This window comes from Solwaraspora sp. WMMB762, from assembly GCF_049179115.1.
Taxonomy (GTDB): Bacteria; Actinomycetota; Actinomycetes; order Mycobacteriales; family Micromonosporaceae; genus Micromonospora_E.
This window is the reverse complement of the sequence record NZ_JBMHMD010000001.1, coordinates 5,639,640-5,657,872: the sequence shown is the minus strand read 5'-3', so window position 1 is coordinate 5,657,872 and position 18,233 is coordinate 5,639,640. Positions and strand designations below refer to the sequence as shown.

The window sequence follows — 18,233 nt, the reverse complement described above, 5'->3', positions numbered from 1 at the left end:
CAGCCGGTCAGGGCCGCACGTCGGCGCCGTACGCCGCCGCGACCTGCACCGCCTGGGCCAGGTCGATCCGCGCCCCGGTCAGATCGAGGCCGCGCAGCTCGACCCCGGCCAGATCCGCCCCACGCAGGTCCGTGCCGCGCAGCTTCGCGCTGGTCAGCCGGGCATAGCCGAGGTCCGCCCCGGAAAGATCCACCCGGCTCAGGTCCGCCTCGGTCAGGTCGGCCTCCCGTAGCCGCAGCCCGGACAGCTTCGTCCCGGTCAGGTCCTGGCCGCGCAGCAGCACGAACCCCCAGTCCCCGCCGTCGACGTGCAGCGGGCGCAGCGTGCAGTCGAGGAACTGGGTGCCGGTCAGTTTGCAGTCGGCGAACGTCGCGTCGAAGAACGACGACCGCCGGATCACGCAGTGCAGCAGCGCGCAGTGGGTCAGCCGGGCCGCGTTGGCCCGCACGTTCGCCAGTACGCAGTTGGTGAAGACGCAGCCGGTCAGCACCGCCTCGGTCAGGTCGACGTCGACGAGCTCACAGCGGTCGAAGTGCACCCGGTCGAACTCGTCGAGCGCCCAGTCGGCCCCGACGATCCGCTCCTCGACGCGCTGCTGCGGCGACACGACGACGGCCGGCCGGTCAGTGGAAGAAGTGCCGGGTGCCGGTCAGGTACATGGCGACCCCGGCGGCGTTCGCCGCCGCGATCACCTCGTCGTCCCGGATCGAACCGCCGGGCTGCACCACCGCGCGTACCCCGGCGTCGATCAGCACCTGCAGGCCGTCCGGAAACGGGAAGAACGCGTCGGAGGCGGCCACCGCACCGGCGGCCCGGCCGGCACCGGCCCGGCGCACCGCCAACTCGGCGGCGTCGACCCGGTTGACCTGGCCCATCCCGACCCCGACGGTGGCACCGTCGCGGGCCAGCAGGATCGCGTTGCTCTTCACCGCACGTACCGCCCGCCAGGCAAAGCCCAGGTCGGCCAGCAGGTCCGCGTCAGCCGGAGCACCGGTGGCCAGCCGCCAGCTCGCCGGATCGTCGCCGGCGGCGTCGATCCGGTCGGCGGTCTGCGCCAGCCGGCCGCCGGAGACCTGCCGCCACTCGACCTCCGCCGGCTGCCACGCCGGGGCGAGCAGCAGCCGCAGGTTCTTCTTCCGGGCCAGCACCTCGACCGCGGCCGGGTCGAACCCGGGGGCCACCACCACCTCGGTGAAGATCTCCGCGACCTGGTTGGCCAGCTCGACGGTGACCGGCCGGTTGACCGCGATCACCCCGCCGTACGCGGAGACCGGGTCGCAGGCGTGCGCCTTGCGGTGCGCCTCGGCGACGTCGACACCGACCGCGATGCCGCACGGGTTGGCGTGCTTGATGATCGCCACCGCCGGGGCGGTGAAGTCGTTCGCCGCCCGCCAGGCGGCATCGGCGTCGACGTAGTTGTTGTACGACATCTCCTTGCCGTGCAACTGCTCGGCCTGGGCCAGCCCGGCCGGTGCCGCCGGGTCCAGGTAGAGGGCCGCCCGCTGGTGCGGGTTCTCGCCGTAGCGCAGCACGGCGGCCCGGCGCAGCGCGGTGCCGGCGAACTCCGGCCAGTCGACCGGCTGGTCGGTGTCCGCGCCGACCAGGGTCCGGGCGCACCAGTCGGCGACCGCGACGTCGTACTCGGCGATGTCGGCGAACGCGCGGGCGGCGAGGGCGCGCCGCTGCCGCAGGGTGAAGCCGCCGTCGGCGAGGGCCTGCTCGATCAGCGGGTACGCCGACACCGAGGTGACCACCGCGACGCTGGCGTGGTTCTTCGCCGCCGCCCGCACCATCGCCGGGCCACCGATGTCGATCTGCTCCACACAGCCGTCCAGGTCGGCGCCGGAGGCCACCGTCTGCTGGAACGGGTACAGGTTGGACACCAGCAGGTCGAACGGGGCGACGCCGAGCTCGGCCAGCTGCGTGGTGTGGTCGGCGGAGCGCAGGTCGGCCAGCAGCCCGGCGTGCACGTGCGGGTGCAGCGTCTTGACCCGGCCGTCCAGGCATTCCGGGAAGCCGGTCACGTCCTCCACCCGGACCACCGGCACGCCGGCGGCGGCGATGGTGGTCGCGGTCGACCCGGTGGAGACGATCTCCACCCCGGCGGCGTGCAGCATGGTGGCCAGCTCGACCAGGCCGGTCTTGTCGTAGACGCTGATCAACGCCCGGTGCAGCGGGCGGCGGCCGTCGATGCTCGGGTTCATCGGATGGTGACCTTTCGATGCGAGATGGTCCAGCCGTGCCGGACCAGCCGGCCGACGTACTCGACGAGCTGCGCCCGTTCCGCTTCCTTGATCCGCTCGGTCAGGCTGGCCTCGTCGTCGTCCGGCTCGACCGGGACCGCGACCTGCGCGACGATCGGTCCGGTGTCGACGCCGGCGTCGACGAAGAAGAGCGTGGCACCGGCCAGCTTGACCCCGTAGGCGAGGGCGTCCCGCGGTCCGTTCATGCCGGGGAACGCGGGCAGCAGCGAGTTGTGGGTGTTGACGTAGCGGTCCCCGAAGGCGGCCAGGAACCGGGCGCCGACCAGCTTCAGGAAGCCGGCCGAAACGATCAGGTCCGGCTGGTACGCGGCGACCTCGGCGGTCAGCGCGGCGTCCCAGTCGGCCCGGCTGGCGTGGTCGGCGACCCGGGCCACGAAGGTGGGCACCCCGGCGGCCTTGGCCCGGTCCAGCCCGGCGATCCCGTCCCGGTCCGCGCCGACCGCGACGACGACCGCGCCGTACGCGGGGTCCTCGGTGGCGTCGAGCAGCGCCTGCAGATTGGTGCCGGAGCCGGAGACGAGCACCACGAGTCTGGCCGGGGACGAGGTCACCCGAGCACCCTACCCGGCCGCCGACGAGGCCCCGCCCAGGTCCCGCCCAGGTCCCGCCCAACGCGACGGGCGGGCGCGACGGGCGGCAGGATTTGCGCTGACCAGATACGCTGCCCGACGCTCGGGCAAAAACACGATCTCCGACCGCCCTGAGCGTCGTCGTCATGAAGGAGCTCTCTGTGCAGCCCGGCTACCCAGGCCAAGATCCGTACGGCCAGCAGCCCCAGCAGCCCCAGGACCCGACCTCGTCGCCACCGTCCGACCCGTACGGTCAGCCGCCGTCCTCGGGGCAGCCCTACTCGGACCCGTACGGCCAGCAGCCGCCGTCGTCAGGACAGCCCTACTCGGACCCGTACGGCCAGCAGCCGCCGCCGGGGCAGCCGTACCCGCAGCAGCCGCCGGGGCAGCCCTACGGTGACCCGTACGCGCAGCAGCCGGTGCCGGGCCAGCCGTACCCCGCCGGCGGCTACGGCATGCCGGGCCAGCAGAAGAACAACAACCTGGGCCTGATCGGCATGATCGTCGGCATCGCCTCGCTGGTGCTGGCCGTGTGCTGCCCGCTGCTCGGCATTCCGGCCGGGATCGCCGGCGCGGTGCTCGGCTTCCTCGGCAAGAACAAGGTCGACCAGGGCCTGGCCGACAACCGTGGCCAGGCGATGGCCGGGCTGATCTGCGGCGCGATCGGGGTGGTGCTCGGCATCGCGAACTCGATCCTCGGCGTTCTGCTGGACTTCGGCAGCGGGTTCAACAGCATCTGAGCCAGGCTCTGTGACGCGACCCGATCAGGGCGTCCCGGATCGTCCGGGGCGCCCTGTGCCGTTGCCGAGATGTCCCTGCCCGGCACCGGACCGGGCGGCGGCGGACCGGGCGGCGGCGGACCGGGCGGCGGCGGACCGCCGCTGGCGGGGCGCGGACCGGTCCGCCGGAGGTGCCGCCACCGCCCGCGCCGCCGCCGCGCCGACCACCGCCCCGACCGCGACCACCGCGCTCGACACCACCGCCACCTGCCAGGCGACCGGGCCGACGTCGGCGAGCCGCCCGGCACCGAGCGGCCCGCCGGACACCGCCGCCGCACCGCCCAGGAACAGTCCGGCCACCGGCCCGCTGATCAGGGCAGCACCGATCAGCACCGGCCAGCCGGGCAGCCCGGCACCACCCCGGTCGGACCCCGCCGGCCAGCGGCGGGCCAGCACCCACCCGGTGGTCATCCCGGCCAGCACCGGCAGGGCGAGCAACGCCGCGCTGAGCCCGCCGGCCGGGCCGTTGGGCAGCCCGGCGAACAACGGGACCGCTGGCAGGCTGCCGAGGGTGACTTCGGTGGTCCGTACCGCCGTGTCGGATCCGAGCGCGAAGCCCGGCCCAAGTAGGTAGGCGGTCGCCCAGATGGTGGCGTTCGGCGCGTAGGCGATGCTGAGCAGCGTGATCCCGGCCTGCCCGGCCACCCCGGCCCGGTACACCCCGATGGTGTCGGCGGCGTCCCCACCGCTGATCGCCACGGACAGCCCGGCCACGGCGGCGCCGGCACCGAGCACCAGCAGCGCGGCGACCAGCCCGGCCCGCGCCGCGTGCCGGAGCAGGTCGGGGCAGCGCGCCGCCAGTCGGCGCAGCGTTCCGGTGGTCTGGCCGGCTCCGAGCAACGCGCCGATCCCGCCGAACGCCGCCAGCGTGCCCCCGGCCCGCAGCGGTTCGACCGCCGTGGTAGCGCTGTTGGTGACGTGCGCGGCGGCGGCGCCCAGCGCGCCGTACGCGGTCGCGACGGCAAACGCGACGACGATCGCCCGGCCGGCGGACCCGCGGTGCCGGGCACCGACCGCCCGGGTGGTGTGCACCCCGGCCCGGTAGATCCGCCAGGCGGCGAGCGCGCTGAGCAGCAGCGGCGGCAGGCCGAGCGGACCGGTCGGCGTGTCCAGCGGTACGCCGTGCCCGAGCAGCCAGGCGGCCAGACCGATCCGGGCCGCGCCGAGGACCGACGAGTCGCCTTCGGCGAGTCGGATCAGCCACATCACCACCGCGACCGGCAGGTACGACACGACGGCGGCCCACAGGGTGGTCACCGAGGCCGCGACGGCCAGCGGGGCCCGGCCACGGCGGGCGGCGCCGGGGGCACGGCCGGGGCCGGGGTGCCGAACGGCGTCGACCGACGCGGTACTGTCCGCCGTCCGTGGCGGATCCGGGGGGTGGGCTGCCATCGTGCCTACTTTGGCACGTGGGCGCACTGATCCGGCGGCAATATCGCCGTGGCCTGGCCGGTCACCTGCCGAACCCGCCGACATTCCGGTCATTTGGCCGTACGCTCGGTGCTGGACCGCGCCGTCGACGACGGCGGTTGTCGAGTTGACGGGGGATCCTGCCGATGACCCAGTATCCACCGGCCGCAGCGTCGGCCGGCAGCGACCGCAGCACCTTGTGGGGTGTGCTCGGCATCGTGGTCGGCCTGCTCTGCTGCGGTATCCTCGGCATCGTCTTCGGCGCACTGTCGATCCGCGACGCCAACCGCTTCCGGAAGTCCCCGGTGCTCGGCTGGGTGGCCATCGTGCTGAGCGTGCTGAACATCATCGCCAACGCCAGCTTCTGGGCCACCGGGAACTACCCGATCGGCTGACCACACGACGACGGCCGCCGACCGGTCTCCCGGTCGACGGCCCATGTCGGCTGTGGCCGGTCAGCCGCCGGTGATCACCTGACGCATCAGCCGGGCGGTCTCGCTCGGCGTACGGCCGACCTTGACTCCGGCCGCCTCCAGCGCGACCTGCTTGGCGGCGGCGGTACCCGCCGAGCCGGAGATGATCGCACCGGCGTGGCCCATCGTCTTGCCGGGCGGGGCGGTGAACCCGGCGATGTAGCCGACCACCGGTTTGGTCACGTTCGCCTTGATGAACTCCGCGGCCCGCTCCTCGGCGTCGCCGCCGATCTCGCCGATCATCACGATCGCGTCGGTCTCCGGGTCCTCCTGGAAGGCCGCCAGCGCGTCGATGTGGGTGGTGCCGATGACCGGGTCACCGCCGATACCGACGCAGGTGGAGAAGCCGATGTCGCGCAGCTCGTACATCAGCTGGTAGGTCAGCGTGCCGCTCTTGCTGACCAGGCCGATCCGGCCGGCCGGGGTGATGTCCGCCGGAATGATGCCGGCGTTCGAGGCACCCGGGGAGGCGATGCCCGGACAGTTCGGACCGACGATCCTGGTCTTGCCGCCCTTAACCGTGTTGTAGGCCCAGAAGGCGGTCGAGTCGTGCACCGGGATGCCTTCGGTGATCACCACGGCGAGCGGGATCTCGGCGTCGATCGCCTCGATCACCGCCGCCTTGCAGAACGCCGGCGGGACGAAGATGACCGTGACGTCGGCTCCGGTCTCCTTCATCGCCTCGCCGACGTTGGCGAACACCGGCAGCCGGGTGTCGCCGAACTCGACCTGCTGCCCGGCCTTGCGCGGGTTGACCCCGCCGACGACGGTGGTGCCGGCGGCGAGCATCCGCCGGGTGTGCTTGGAGCCCTCGGAGCCGGTCATCCCCTGCACGATGACCTTGGAGTCCTTGGTCAGCCAGATCGCCATCTCGATCACTGTCCTTCCGGGCGGCCGGACGCCGCTGCGGCGAGCTGCGCGGCCCGCTCGGCCGCTCCGTCCATGGTGTCGACCCGCTCGACGAGGGGGTTGGCGGCCGAGTCGAGGATCGCCCGGCCCGCCTCGGCGTTGTTGCCGTCCAGCCGGACGACGAGCGGCTTGGTCACCGTCTCTCCGCGCTGTTCGAGCAGAGCCAGCGCCTGGACGACGCCGTTGGCCACCTCGTCGCAGGCGGTGATCCCGCCGAAGACGTTGACGAACACGGTCCGCACGTCCGGGTCGGAGAGCACGATCTCCAGCCCGTTGGCCATCACCGCGGCGCTGGCGCCACCGCCGATGTCGAGGAAGTTGGCCGGTTTGACGCCGCCGTGCGCCTCGCCGGCGTACGCCACCACGTCGAGGGTGGACATGACCAGGCCGGCCCCGTTGCCGATGATCCCGACCGAGCCGTCGAGCTTGACGTAGTTGAGGTCCTTCTCCTTGGCCCGCTGCTCCAGCGGGTCGACCGCGGACTGGTCGACCATCGCCTCGTGGTCGGGGTGCCGGAAACCGGCGTTCTCATCCAGGGTGACCTTGGCGTCGAGGCAGAGCACCCGACCCTCGGGGGTCCGGGCCAGCGGGTTCACCTCGACCAGGGTGGCGTCCTCGGCGATGAACGCCTGCCAGAGGCGGACCGCGATCTCGGTGATCTGGTCGGTGAGCTCGGCCGGAAAGCCGGCGGCGGTGACGATCTCGGCGGCCTTGGCCTCGTCCACCCCGACGTTGGCGTCGATGGCGATCTTCGCCACCCGCTCCGGCGTCTCGGCGGCGACCTGCTCGATGTCCATCCCGCCCGCGACACTGGCGATGCAGAGGAAGGTGCGGTTGGCCCGGTCCAGCAGGTACGACAGGTAGTACTCGTCGGCGATGTCGGCGGTCACCGTCAGCATCACCTTGCCGACGGTGTGCCCCTTGATGTCCATACCGAGGATGTTGGTGGCGTGGCTGACCGCCTCGTCGGCGTCCTCGGCCAGCTTCACGCCGCCGGCCTTGCCTCGACCACCGACCTTGACCTGGGCCTTGACCACGACACGGCCGCCGAGGCGCTCGGCGATCGCGCGGGCCTCTTCCGGGGTGGTGGCGACGCCGCCGGCGAGCACGGGCAACCCGTGTCGCTCGAACAGCTCGCGCCCCTGGTACTCGTACAGGTCCACGTTTGCGCGTCCCGTTCCGTCTCCGCGGCGCGCCGTCGCGCCGCCGCCAGCGTGCAGAATCAGATGATTTCCCGGTCACGAGCGGTGACCGGCCATTGGCGCAGCCTAACCACCCGGCCCTGGGACGCCAGTAGGCGGGCGGACGGTGTGCGCAACTGCACACATCCGGCGAGCCGCCCACCCAGCCGTACGGCGACCCGGCCGCGACCACCGGCACGGCCCCCGAAAATAAGGTGTGCCGGCGACGTAACCCCCGGTGACAGGTGTCGTTGAGTGAGGTGTCGGAAACGCAGCGCGGGGCCGACGGAAGCGGCCGATGCCCTGTCGGTCGAGGGGTGGCGGCGGGGCATCGTGCATGGAGAGGCCGGACGTGTGAGGGGTGCGTCCGGCCTCTCACCCTTTTCGCTGGGTCGCTCACCTTTTCACTGGGCGGGGACGTTGCCGCTTCACTGGGCGGGGACGTTGCCGCGGACCCAGTCGACAATGTCGGCGGTGCTCGCCCCGGGGGTGAAGATCCTGGCCACGCCGAGCGCGCTGAGTGCCGCGATGTCCTCGTCGGGGACGATGCCTCCACCGAAGACCACGATGTCGTCCGCACCCCGCTCGCGCAGCAGGTCGAGCACTCGGCGGAACAGCGTCAGGTGCGCGCCGGACAGCACGGAGAGCCCGATGGCGTCGGCATCCTCCTGGATGGCGGTCTCGACGATCTGCTCCGGTGTCTGGTGCAGACCGGTGTAGATGACTTCGATGCCGGCATCCCGCAACGCCCTGGCCACCACTTTGACGCCGCGGTCGTGGCCGTCGAGACCAGGCTTCGCCACCACCACCCGGATCCGAGTCTCCATCGCTGCCCGCCTCCTGCCGACCGGTCGATCCTTAACGAAGGTTAACCAACCTCGGCACATCGCCGGCAGCCCGGCCGACCCCGAGCCGCAACCCCGAATCCACCCTGACTGAACGCACGATAAGTAATGCTCAATGTAACCAGCAGTTACCAACGAGTGGCCCGATAAAAGGTTACGAAATCGGGCAATACACAACGGACGGTCGCAGATCGTCAACAGTTTTTCGCGAGTCGGGTTGTGGCGACCCTAGGGGTTGGCTACCGTGTCCACGGTTGTCCTCTGGCTCCGGCCAGAACCAACCCGGCCAACGAGCGTTAATCCCAGGTTCCGCAACGAGGTCCCGGATGCTCGCACCGCCGCCGAACTACCCGCCGATGGAGGGTGTGCGTGCGCCAGCGCCTGTCGTCAGAGCCCGATCGATATCGGGGTCGTCGCCGCGTACCGACTCCACCCCGTAGCCGCTACGCGGCGGTCATGACCACCGCCGTCGTCGGCGCGGGTGTCGTCGCCCTCGGGGCCAGCGCGATGCCCGACGCCAAGACACTCAGCCCGTCGGCCCTGGCCGACCTGGAGAACAGCGTCGCGCTGAGCGACCAGGCTCTGGAGATCGACGACCAGGCCCTCGACCTGGACAGCCAGATCAGCGAGCGGGCCGAGGACGCCGAGCGCGCCTCCCGGGACGCCGACCGGACCCCGGCCACCTCGATGACCCAGGCCGCTCCGGACGTGTGGATGCTGCCACTGCGCGGCTACACCTTCACCTCCCCGTACGGCATGCGCTGGGGAAAGCTGCACGCCGGCGTCGACCTAGCCGCCGCCGAGGGCACCCCGTTCCACTCGATCCACGCTGGCACGGTCACCCTCGCCGGTTGGAACGGCGGCTACGGCTACTGCGTGATCGTCAAGCACGACGACGGGACCGAGGCCGTCTACGGCCATGCGTCCCGGCTGCGGGTCACCGCCGGTCAGCGGGTGGAAGCCGGTGATCTGCTCGGCGACGTCGGCAACACCGGCCACTCCTACGGCGCCCACCTGCACCTCGAGGTGCACGTGGACTCGGAGCCGCAGGACCCGATCACCTGGCTGCGGGGCAAGGGAGTGGACCTCAAGCTGCAGGTCGAGGCGATCTACGGTGGCGTCGTCGAGCCCTGACACTCTAAGTGACTGACGAAAACCGCTCAGACCGTACGGTCTGAGCGGTTTTCTTGTGCAGTTCGGTCGCCCGTACCAGCGAAAATATGTCCTACGTCACACTGGATCTTGTGATCTGCACCACTACCGGTCGGGCCAGCGAATCCCCCATCTGACCACGGAGAGTCACGAAAGTCCGGCCTCCGGGCGGTGCGCGCCGACTTCTCCGCCTACCCGGTACCCACCCTCTGTGCCTGGCACACCACCATTTCCGGGTCCGTGCCCCCCTTACCACGGAGGTCACCCCCGTGTCGCACCCCGAGCCCCCGGAGCGCAGCAAGCCCTCGACCCGGCGTCGGTCACCAGGGCTGCACCGGCTGGTTCCGCCCGGCAAGCACGCCCAGGTGGCGGAGTTCGGCCGCCGGACCCGTACCGCCGCCCTCACCGCGCTGGCCGTCGCGGCCCTCGCTATCGGCGGCGCGGCCACCGCACTCAACTCCGCCCCCGACCCCGCCGCGACCGATCCGGCGACGACCTCGGCCCTCGCCGACCGGGCCGACTCGGCGGGACGCGCCGACCGGAGCACCCGTCAGCCGACGACCACCCCGGACAGCGGCGGGGACGAGACCGGTTTCGGCCCGGCGCCCACCGACAGCAGCACCAGCCGCGCCGAGGAGACCGGTCAACCGGCGGACCCGACCGAAGCAGCCGACGACGCCGCGCCGACCGGGACCGACGACGAGACCGCGAGATCGACCGACGACGCCGCGAGGCAGACCGACGACGCCGGCAGCGACGGCAATGACCCGGCCACGACCGCGGCGGCGGCGGCGAGTACAGCGGCCAGCACGGCCGACTGGGTCACCCCGATGCCCGGCGCCCAGATCACCTCCTGCTACGGCCAGCGCTGGGGCGTGCTGCACGCCGGGATCGACCTGGCCCTGCCGGCCGGCACCCCGGTGCTCGCCGCCGGCGCCGGAACGGTGCAGGTCGCCGGCTGGGCGTACACCGGGTACGGGATCTCGGTGGTGATCGACCACGGCGGCGGTGTACTCACCCACTACGCGCACCTCTCCGCGACCAGCGTCGCCGTCGGTGACCAGGTGGCCCCCGGGGACACCATCGGCGCGGAGGGCTCCACCGGCGACTCCACCGGCCCGCACCTGCACTTCGAGGTGCACGTCGGCGGGCTGTGGAGCCAGGTGGACCCGGCCCCGTGGATGCGCGAACGCGGCGTCGACCTGGGCTGCTGACCGCTGCGGTACGGGCCGGGTCAGATCTTCTCGATCGGCGCGTGCCGCAGCACCAGCCACATCGTCTGGTCACCGAAGTCGACCTGGGCCCTGGCTCCCGGCCCGTGCCCCTCCACGGCCAGCACCCGGCCCAGCCCGTACCGCTGGTGGTTGACCCGCTCCCCCACCGTCACCTTGGGCGCGGTGGGCAGCTCGCTGGCGGTGCTCAGCCGGCTCGGATCCACCCCGAGCCGCTGAGCGAGGCGGGCGGCCTTCGGCGTACCGCCGGCGAAGCCGCCGCCGCGCGCGACCGGCGACCGGTCCGCGGCGGCCGACCGCCCACCGACCCCGCCACCCGTGCCCGACCAGGAGGTGTACGCCGCCTCGGTCCGCTCCCAGCGGACCAGCTCGGCCGGCAACTCGGAGAGGAACCGCGACGGCGGGTTGTACGCCGGCTGCCCCCACGCGGCCCGGGTCACCGACCGGGACAGGAACAGGCGCTGCCGGGCCCGGGTGATCCCGACGTACGCCAGCCGCCGCTCCTCCTCCAGCTCCCCGGTGTCGCCGAGAGCCCGCAGGTGCGGGAAGACGCCGTCCTCCAGGCCGGTCAGGAAGACCACCGGGAACTCCAGGCCCTTGGCGGTGTGCAGGGTCATCAGGGTGACCACACCCTGGTGGTCCGGGTCGTCGTCGGGCACCTGGTCGGCGTCGGCGACCAGCGCGACCTGCTCCAGGAAGCCGGCGACGGTCGCCGGCTCGTCGGACGCCTCGACCCGCTCGGTGTACTCGCGGGCCACGCTGACCAGCTCCTGCAGGTTCTCCACCCGGCCGGCGTCCTGCGGATCCAGGCTCTCCTCCAGCTCGGTCAGGTAACCCGAGCGCAGCAGCACCGACTCCAGTGCCTCCTCCGGGGTGGTGGTGGCCAGTTGCTCCCGTACCCCGTCGAGCAGCGCCACGAAGTCGGCGATCGCGTTCGCCGCCCGGGTGGAGATCCCCGGTGCCTCGGTCGCCCGCCGCAGCGCGGCACCGAACGAGATCCGCTCGCGGGCGGCCAGCGCCTCGACGCACGCCTCGGCCCGGTCGCCGATGCCCCGACGCGGCGTGTTGAGCACCCGCCGGATGCTCACCGTGTCGTCGGCGTTGACCACCGCCCGCAGATAGGCCAGCGCGTCGCGGACCTCCTTGCGCTCGTAGAAGCGCACCCCGCCGACCACCTTGTACGGCAGGCCGACCCGGATGAACACCTCCTCGAAGACCCGGGACTGGGCGTTGGTGCGGTAGAAGACCGCCACGTCGCCCGGGCGGGCCGCGCCGTCGTCGCACAACCGGTCGATCTGCCGGGCCGCCCAGTCCGCCTCGGCGTGCTCGGTGTCGGCGACGTAGCCGACGATCCGCTCGCCGTCGCCCTGATCGCTCCACAGGCGCTTCGGCTTGCGACCGGCGTTGTTGGTGATCACCGCGTTGGCGGCGGTCAGGATCGTCTGGGTGGAGCGGTAGTTCTGCTCCAGCAGGATCGTGCGGGCCTGGGCGAAGTCCCGCTCGAACTCCAGGATGTTGCGGATGGTCGCGCCCCGGAAGGCGTAGATGGACTGGTCGGCGTCGCCGACCACGCAGAGCTCCCCCGGCGGTACGTCGTCCGAACCGTCCCCCACCAGCTCCTTGACCAGCTGGTACTGCGCGTGGTTCGTGTCCTGGTACTCGTCGACCAGCACGTGCCGGAACCGCCGCCGGTAGCTGCCGGCCACGTGCGGGTGGGCCTGCAGCAGGTGCACCGTCGTCATGATCAGGTCGTCGAAGTCGAGCGCGTGCGCCTCGCGCAGCCGGCGCTGATAGAGCGTGTACGCCTCGGCCAGGGCCCGCTCGTTGGGGCCGGCCGCCCGGTCGGCGAACGTCTCCGGGTCGACCAGCTCGTTCTTCAGGTTCGACACCTGGGTGGCCAGCCCTCGGGCCGGGTAGCGCTTCGGGTCCAGGTCGAGCTCCCGGGCGACCAGTTGCATCAGCCGCCGCGAGTCGTCCGCGTCGTAGATGGAGAACGTCGACTTCAGCCCGGCGTGCTCGTGCTCGGCCCGCAGGATTCGCACACAGGCGGAGTGGAAGGTGGAGACCCACATCATCCGGGCCCGTGGCCCGACCAGGTTGCCGACCCGCTCCTTCAGCTCACCGGCCGCCTTGTTGGTGAAGGTGATCGCCAGGACCTCACCGGGGTGGGTCTGCCGGGCCGCGAGCAGGTAGGCGATCCGGTGGGTGAGCACCTTGGTCTTGCCGGAACCGGCACCGGCCACGATCAGCAGCGGGCCACCGGCGTGGGTGACTGCCTCCCGTTGCGGGCCGTTGAGCCCGGTCAGCAGCGCGGCACCGGCCAGATTGGGTTCAACCGACCCTCGGCCGGCCACACCGGGCTCGACCGGGGGCGGTCCGGCCGACGGACCGTCCCGATCTGGGGCAGGTGCGGATGGGGCCGCTGGGGTTTCGAAGAGTGGATGCATCGCACGGCGAGTCTATGCCGCACGACCGACAGCCCTGCGCCGCCCGCGCCGCCAGCCCGGATCGCAGGCTCAGGCCCGCCCAAGCTCAGGCCCGCCCAAGCTCGGGCCCGCCAAGCTCAGGCCGTCGGCGCGCTGGGTGTCTTCCCAGAGGATGGCGGAATTCTTGCGCTGGCGTCACCGGCCTGGGCATACTCGTAGCGTGATCCGCCAGGCACGATTTTTCTTTAGCTACGGTTCCGGGAGTCCGGCTGCCGTAGGTCGCGCCTGATCATCAGACCTACAAGTGCCCCGGGCTCTCGCGAGAGCCCGGGGCACTTCGCGTTCCGGGTTCCGCGTCCACCGGGGCCGGACAGTCCAGGAGGCAGGACATGGGGACCAACGCCGTTGCGCACACCGCCGACAGCAGCGCGACGCCACCGGCCGGCACCGCCGAGGAGGCGAGCCAACCGGGCGCGACCGGCTCAACGGGGCGATCCGACGGTCGGCACCAGACCGGGACGGACGCGCCGGAGGCGGCCGATCGCATCCTGGCCATCCGGAACAGGATCAACGAGATCGACGACGCCCTGATCGCGCTCTGGCAGGAACGGGCCGAGCTGTCGAAGCAGGTGGGCGCGGTGCGGATCGCCTCGGGCGGCACCCGGCTGGTGCTCTCCCGGGAACGTGAGATCGTCGACCGCTACCGGTCGGAGCTGGGTGCCGACGGCACCCAGTTGGCGCTGCTGGTGCTGCGGGCAGGCCGCGGCCCGTTGTGATCACCGCCCGGCACCTGCGATGGCCGGCCGACCGGCCCGCACGGTGCCCAGCCGGCCCGCCCAGGCCGTGCGTCGAGGTGACGCGAGGCGACGAGCGGGCCGGCGCCGGGACTACTCGGTGACCCGCACGACGTTGCGTACCTCGGCGAAGTGGCAGGCGCTGGGGTGCGCCGAAGCGTCCCGTACCGTCAGGGTCGGTTCCTCGGCGGCGCAGATGTCCTGCGCCTTCCAGCAGCGGGTCCGGAACCGGCAGCCCGACGGCGGGTCGGCCGGTGACGGCACGTCGCCTTCCAGCACGATCTGGTCCCGCAGGCCGCGTACCGTCGGGTCGGGCAGCGGGACCGCGGAGAGCAACGCCTGGGTGTACGGGTGGGTCGGCTGCTCGTAGATTTCCTCCTCGGTGCCGATCTCCGCGATCTTGCCGAGGTACATCACGCCGACCCGGTGCGCGATGTGCCGCACCACCGACAGGTCGTGGGCGATGAAGATGTACGACAGCCCCAGTTCCTTCTGCAGCTGCTCCAGCAGGTTGATCACCTGAGCCTGGATCGACACGTCCAGCGCGGAGACCGGCTCGTCGCAGAGGATGATCTCCGGGCGCAGCGCCAGCGCCCGGGCGATGCCGATCCGCTGCCGCTGCCCGCCGGAGAACTGGTGCGGGTAGCGGTTGATGTGGTCCGGGTTGAGGCCGACCAGTTCCAGCAGCTCCTGGACCCGGCGGCTACGGTCGCCTTTCGGCGCCACGTCCGGGTGGATCTCGAACGGTTCGCCGATCAGGTCGCCGACCGTCATCCGCGGGTTCAGCGAGGTGTACGGATCCTGCATCACCAGCTGGATGTTGCGCCGGGCCCGGCGCATCTCGGCGCCGCTGCGGCCGGCGATGTCCGCACCGTGCACCATGATCGAGCCGGACGACGGGGTCTCCAACCCGACCAGCAGCTTGGCCAGGGTGGACTTGCCGCACCCGGACTCGCCGACGATGCCGAGCGTCTCGCCCCGGTGCAGCTGGAGGTTGATCCCGTCCACCGCGCGGACCGCGCCGATCTGCCTCTTGAACAGGATGCCCTGGGTCAGCGGGAAGTGCTTGACCAGGTCCTTGGTCTCCAGGACAACGTCACTCATCGCCCTTGACCTCCTTCCAGAAGTGGCAGGCGGAGGTCCGGCTCGGGGCCAGCGCGAACCGGGGCGGCTCCGGGTCGGCCCGGCAGACATCCTGCGCGTACCGGCAGCGCGGGTTGAACGAGCAGCCGGCCGGGATGTTCGTCAACGCGGGCGGCAGGCCCTTGATGACGTTCAGCTCCTGGCCCTTGAGGTCGATCCGGGGGATCGATTCCAGCAGCGCCTTGGTGTACGGGTGGGCCGGCGAGGCGTAGATGTCCCGCACCGGCGCCTCCTCGACGACCCGACCGGCGTACATGACCGAGATCCGGTCGGCGACGTCGGCCACCACCCCCATGTCGTGGGTGATCAGCACCAGGCCCATGTTGCGTTCCCGCTGCAGCTCCGCGAGCAGGGCCATCACCTGGGCCTGGACGGTGACGTCGAGGGCGGTGGTCGGCTCGTCGGCGATCAGCACCTCGGGGTCGAGAGCCAACGCCATCGCGATCATCACCCGCTGGCGCATGCCACCGGAGAACTGGTGCGGGAAGTCGCTGACCCGTTGTTTGGCGGCCGGGATCTTCACCAGGTCGAGCAGTTCGACCGCCCGGGCCTTTCCGTCGGCCCGGGACATTCCCCGGTGCTTGCGGAACAGCTCGGAGAGCTGGAAGCCGACGGTGAACACCGGGTTCAACGCCGACAGCGCGTCCTGGAAGATCATCGCGACCCGGTTGGCCCGGATCTTGCGCCGCTGCGATTCGGGCAGCTTGAGCAGATCCACGCCCCGGTACTTGATTTCGCCGCCGGTGACGAACCCGGGCGGTGAGTCGATGATGCCCATGATCGCCTGGGCGGTGACGCTCTTTCCGCAGCCGGACTCACCCAGGATGGCCAGGGTCTCGCCGGCCTGCAACGAGAAGCTCACCCCGTTGACCGCGCGGGCGATGCCGTTGCGGGTGCGGAACTCGACCTGCAGGTCGTTGACCTCCAGCGGCGGTGCGCTGGCGTCGAGCCCGGGCAGCGCGTCGATGGTGGCGGTGATGTCTCTGTCTGTCGCCATGGCTCACCTCACCGCAGCTTCGGGTCGAGGGCGTCGCGCAGCGCGTCGCCCATGAGGATGAAGGAGAGCACCGTGCCGACCAGCAGCCCGCACGGGAAGAGCAGCAGCCACGGGTGGTCCAGGAAGTAGACCTGGTGCTGGGAGATCATGATGCCCCAGGACTCCTCCGGTGGCTGCAGGCCGACGCCGAGGTAGGTCAGCGTCGCCTCGGCGGAGACGAACGCGCCCAGGGTGATCGTCGCGTAGACGACCATCGGGGCGATCGCGTTCGGCAGGATGTGCCGGAACATCAGCCGGCCGTGCCCGGCCCCCATCGCCTTGGCCGCCTGCACGTAGTCCAGGCCCTTGGAGGAGAGCACGCTGCCGCGCATGATCCGGGCGATGGTGGTCCAGCCGAGCACGATCAGCACAGCGGCCAGCGTCCAGACGTTCTGCTGCTTGATCACGGTCAGGAAGACGATCGCACCGAGCAGGAACGGCAGCGAGAAGAAAATGTCGGTGATCCGCGAGATGATCGCGTCCACCCAGCCGCCGAAGTAGCCGGCGAGCAGCCCGGCGATGCCACCGAGCAGGACGATGCCCAGCGTGGCGAAGATCGCGATCTGCAGCGACGGCCGGGCCCCGTGGATGGCGTGCGAGTAGTAGTCGCAGCCCAGGTTGTTGAACCCGAACGGGTGCTCCCAGCTGGGCGCGATCCGGGTCCGCTGGACGTCACAGGCGCGCGGGTCCTGCCGGGTCCACAGGGTGGGGAAGGCGGCCATCGACGCGACCAGCAGCACGTAGATCGACGCGGCGATGAAGACCGGGTCACGCAGCAGTTGCCGCCGGGCGTCGGCCCACAGGCTGGCGTTGCGTTCGGTGGTGGCCGGGGCCGGTTCGGGTGGCGGTGGCGCCACCTCGGTGCCGCCGGCGGGGGCCGTGGGATGGGTCGGGTCACTCATGGTGGCACCTCGCTACGCTCGGTCCGCCGTGGATCAACACGGCGCCGGGCCGGATGTTCGGTCCATTGCGATCACTCATAGCGGATCCTCGGGTCGAGGACCGCGTAAAGCAGGTCCACCAGCAGGTTCACCAGCAGGAAGACCATGACCAGCATGGTCACCACGCCGATCGCCACCGAGGCTTCACCGGAGGTGGCGGCCTGGGCGACCAACGATCCGATACCGCGTACGTTGAAGATCCGCTCGGTGACCACCGCGCCGCCCATCAGCGAGCCGATGTCGACACCGAGGTACGTGATCACCGGGATCAGCGAGTTGCGCAGCGTGTGCACGCCGATGACCCGCCGGTTCGCCAGACCCTTGGCCTTGGCGGTACGCACGTAGTCGGCCCGGATGTTCTCCATGATGCTGGTCCGGGTGAGCCGGGCGGTGGTGGCCAGGGAGACCGCGCCGAGCACCATGCCGGGGATGACCAGGCTGGCGGTCGGGTAGTCGGCGATGAACCCGGCGCCGAAGACGCCTCGGGAGATCAGTTCCGGTATCCAGTCCTGCCCACGTAGGACGTTGCCGAACTCGACGCCGACGTACTGGCGGACCACGACGCCGAGGACGAAGATCGGCACGGAGATGACGAAGACCGTGGAGATCTTCACCAGGTAGTCCCAGAAGCTGCCGTTACGCAGCCCAGCCAGGACACCGGCGAAGATGCCGATGACCGCCTCGAAGACGATGGCGATGAGCACCAGCTTGAGAGTGTGCGGCAGGGCCCGGGAGACCAGTTCGGTGACCGGCTCCTGCTGCAGGTTGATGCCGAAGTCGAAGCGCAGGAAGATGTCCTGCAGGCGGTCGAAGAACAGACCGAAGCACGGGTTGCCCGGCTGCTCCAGGCAGGGGTCGCCGAAGCCGAGCTTCTCGGTCATGGCGGCGAGCTGCGCTTCGGTCGGCTTGCGGTCGCCGAAGATCGCCCGGACCGGGTTGCCGCTGAACTGGATGCCCAGCGACGTGACGTAGTGCAGTAGGAACATGGTGCCCAGCACGGTGGGGATGAACTGGAGCAACCGTCGGATGACGTAGCGCCCCATCTGGGGGGTCTCCTCTCGGCGCTAAACGTGGCGGCA

At 71.3% G+C, this 18,233-nt stretch carries 17 protein-coding genes; 5 read left to right on the top strand and 12 right to left on the bottom strand.

Going from position 1 to position 18,233, the window contains the following annotated elements:
- Nucleotides 1-7: 7 nt before the first annotated feature.
- Genes ACN27J_RS25345 through purN form a run of 3 tightly spaced genes read right to left on the bottom strand, consistent with a single transcriptional unit; the run spans nucleotide 8 to nucleotide 2,815 of the window.
- Nucleotides 8-607, bottom strand: a complete 600-nt coding sequence (locus ACN27J_RS25345; RefSeq protein ID WP_421370058.1) for a pentapeptide repeat-containing protein — start codon at nucleotides 605-607, stop codon at nucleotides 8-10.
- Nucleotides 608-623: 16 nt separating this feature from the next.
- Nucleotides 624-2,204: a bifunctional phosphoribosylaminoimidazolecarboxamide formyltransferase/IMP cyclohydrolase gene (gene purH, locus ACN27J_RS25340; RefSeq protein ID WP_421370056.1), complete on the bottom strand. Its 1,581-nt coding sequence runs from the start codon at nucleotides 2,202-2,204 to the stop codon at nucleotides 624-626.
- Nucleotides 2,201-2,815, bottom strand: coding sequence for a phosphoribosylglycinamide formyltransferase (gene purN / locus ACN27J_RS25335; protein ID WP_278173834.1), 615 nt, complete (start codon nucleotides 2,813-2,815; stop codon nucleotides 2,201-2,203). The genes purH and purN overlap by 4 nt, the downstream gene beginning before the upstream one ends.
- A 164-nt stretch (nucleotides 2,816-2,979) precedes the next feature.
- Here purN and ACN27J_RS25330 point away from each other — a divergent pair, with 164 nt between their 5' ends.
- Nucleotides 2,980-3,573 carry a DUF4190 domain-containing protein gene (locus ACN27J_RS25330; protein ID WP_421370054.1) on the top strand — a complete coding sequence of 198 codons (594 nt, stop codon included), beginning with the start codon at nucleotides 2,980-2,982 and terminating at the stop codon, nucleotides 3,571-3,573.
- A gap of 24 nt (nucleotides 3,574-3,597) precedes the next feature.
- Here ACN27J_RS25330 and ACN27J_RS25325 read toward each other — a convergent pair whose 3' ends face one another.
- Nucleotides 3,598-5,004, bottom strand: a complete 1,407-nt coding sequence (locus tag ACN27J_RS25325) for a DUF6350 family protein (RefSeq protein WP_421370052.1) — start codon at nucleotides 5,002-5,004, stop codon at nucleotides 3,598-3,600.
- Nucleotides 5,005-5,168: 164 nt separating this feature from the next.
- Between ACN27J_RS25325 and ACN27J_RS25320 the strand changes: the two genes are divergently transcribed.
- Nucleotides 5,169-5,417, top strand: coding sequence for a hypothetical protein (locus ACN27J_RS25320; RefSeq protein WP_421370050.1), 249 nt, complete (start codon nucleotides 5,169-5,171; stop codon nucleotides 5,415-5,417).
- Nucleotides 5,418-5,477: 60 nt separating this feature from the next.
- Here ACN27J_RS25320 and sucD read toward each other — a convergent pair whose 3' ends face one another.
- The 3 genes from sucD to ACN27J_RS25305 form a co-directional block, all read right to left on the bottom strand.
- Complete coding sequence (sucD, locus tag ACN27J_RS25315; protein ID WP_421370048.1) at nucleotides 5,478-6,365, bottom strand: succinate--CoA ligase subunit alpha; 888 nt, start codon at nucleotides 6,363-6,365, stop codon at nucleotides 5,478-5,480.
- Nucleotides 6,366-6,370: 5 nt separating this feature from the next.
- Complete coding sequence (gene sucC / locus ACN27J_RS25310) at nucleotides 6,371-7,567, bottom strand: ADP-forming succinate--CoA ligase subunit beta (RefSeq protein WP_281551810.1); 1,197 nt, start codon at nucleotides 7,565-7,567, stop codon at nucleotides 6,371-6,373.
- A gap of 446 nt (nucleotides 7,568-8,013) precedes the next feature.
- Complete coding sequence (locus tag ACN27J_RS25305; protein ID WP_421370046.1) at nucleotides 8,014-8,412, bottom strand: cobalamin B12-binding domain-containing protein; 399 nt, start codon at nucleotides 8,410-8,412, stop codon at nucleotides 8,014-8,016.
- 387 nt (nucleotides 8,413-8,799) lie between these two features.
- Here ACN27J_RS25305 and ACN27J_RS25300 point away from each other — a divergent pair, with 387 nt between their 5' ends.
- Both ACN27J_RS25300 and ACN27J_RS25295 read left to right on the top strand, forming a co-directional pair.
- Nucleotides 8,800-9,564: a M23 family metallopeptidase gene (locus tag ACN27J_RS25300; RefSeq protein ID WP_278173823.1), complete on the top strand. Its 765-nt coding sequence runs from the start codon at nucleotides 8,800-8,802 to the stop codon at nucleotides 9,562-9,564.
- A 287-nt stretch (nucleotides 9,565-9,851) separates the two neighbouring features.
- The gene (locus tag ACN27J_RS25295) at nucleotides 9,852-10,796 is read left to right on the top strand and encodes a peptidoglycan DD-metalloendopeptidase family protein (RefSeq protein WP_421370044.1); all 945 of its coding nucleotides are present in this window, start codon (nucleotides 9,852-9,854) and stop codon (nucleotides 10,794-10,796) included.
- A 20-nt stretch (nucleotides 10,797-10,816) separates the two neighbouring features.
- Here ACN27J_RS25295 and pcrA read toward each other — a convergent pair whose 3' ends face one another.
- The gene (gene pcrA / locus ACN27J_RS25290) at nucleotides 10,817-13,261 is read right to left on the bottom strand and encodes a DNA helicase PcrA (RefSeq protein ID WP_421370042.1); all 2,445 of its coding nucleotides are present in this window, start codon (nucleotides 13,259-13,261) and stop codon (nucleotides 10,817-10,819) included.
- A gap of 368 nt (nucleotides 13,262-13,629) precedes the next feature.
- On the opposite strand from pcrA, the gene ACN27J_RS25285 reads away from it, so the two are divergent.
- Entirely contained in the window at nucleotides 13,630-14,016 is a 387-nt protein-coding gene (locus ACN27J_RS25285; RefSeq protein WP_421370040.1) for a chorismate mutase, read from the top strand.
- A gap of 111 nt (nucleotides 14,017-14,127) precedes the next feature.
- On the opposite strand, the gene ACN27J_RS25280 is transcribed toward ACN27J_RS25285, so the two are convergent.
- From ACN27J_RS25280 to ACN27J_RS25265, 4 genes are all read right to left on the bottom strand, one after another.
- Nucleotides 14,128-15,138: an ABC transporter ATP-binding protein gene (locus ACN27J_RS25280; protein ID WP_421370038.1), complete on the bottom strand. Its 1,011-nt coding sequence runs from the start codon at nucleotides 15,136-15,138 to the stop codon at nucleotides 14,128-14,130.
- The gene (locus ACN27J_RS25275; protein WP_421370036.1) at nucleotides 15,131-16,174 is read right to left on the bottom strand and encodes an ABC transporter ATP-binding protein; all 1,044 of its coding nucleotides are present in this window, start codon (nucleotides 16,172-16,174) and stop codon (nucleotides 15,131-15,133) included. Before ACN27J_RS25275 ends, ACN27J_RS25280 begins: the two co-directional genes overlap by 8 nt.
- An 8-nt stretch (nucleotides 16,175-16,182) precedes the next feature.
- The gene (locus ACN27J_RS25270) at nucleotides 16,183-17,115 is read right to left on the bottom strand and encodes an ABC transporter permease (RefSeq protein WP_421370034.1); all 933 of its coding nucleotides are present in this window, start codon (nucleotides 17,113-17,115) and stop codon (nucleotides 16,183-16,185) included.
- A 71-nt stretch (nucleotides 17,116-17,186) separates the two neighbouring features.
- Entirely contained in the window at nucleotides 17,187-18,197 is a 1,011-nt protein-coding gene (locus tag ACN27J_RS25265) for an ABC transporter permease (protein ID WP_278173814.1), read from the bottom strand.
- Between the last annotated feature and the right edge of the window lie 36 nt (nucleotides 18,198-18,233).

Coding starts and splice junctions, on each gene's coding strand:
- purH (WP_421370056.1), bottom strand. CDS start 2,204: ATGAACCCGAGCATCGACGGCCGCCGCCCGCTGCACCGGGCGTTGATC.
- ACN27J_RS25330 (WP_421370054.1), top strand. CDS start 2,980: ATGAAGGAGCTCTCTGTGCAGCCCGGCTACCCAGGCCAAGATCCGTAC.
- ACN27J_RS25325 (WP_421370052.1), bottom strand. CDS start 5,004: ATGGCAGCCCACCCCCCGGATCCGCCACGGACGGCGGACAGTACCGCG.
- ACN27J_RS25320 (WP_421370050.1), top strand. CDS start 5,169: ATGACCCAGTATCCACCGGCCGCAGCGTCGGCCGGCAGCGACCGCAGC.
- sucD (WP_421370048.1), bottom strand. CDS start 6,365: ATGGCGATCTGGCTGACCAAGGACTCCAAGGTCATCGTGCAGGGGATG.
- ACN27J_RS25305 (WP_421370046.1), bottom strand. CDS start 8,412: ATGGAGACTCGGATCCGGGTGGTGGTGGCGAAGCCTGGTCTCGACGGC.
- pcrA (WP_421370042.1), bottom strand. CDS start 13,261: ATGCATCCACTCTTCGAAACCCCAGCGGCCCCATCCGCACCTGCCCCA.
- ACN27J_RS25285 (WP_421370040.1), top strand. CDS start 13,630: ATGGGGACCAACGCCGTTGCGCACACCGCCGACAGCAGCGCGACGCCA.
- ACN27J_RS25280 (WP_421370038.1), bottom strand. CDS start 15,138: ATGAGTGACGTTGTCCTGGAGACCAAGGACCTGGTCAAGCACTTCCCG.
- ACN27J_RS25275 (WP_421370036.1), bottom strand. CDS start 16,174: ATGGCGACAGACAGAGACATCACCGCCACCATCGACGCGCTGCCCGGG.
- ACN27J_RS25270 (WP_421370034.1), bottom strand. CDS start 17,115: ATGAGTGACCCGACCCATCCCACGGCCCCCGCCGGCGGCACCGAGGTG.
- ACN27J_RS25265 (WP_278173814.1), bottom strand. CDS start 18,197: ATGGGGCGCTACGTCATCCGACGGTTGCTCCAGTTCATCCCCACCGTG.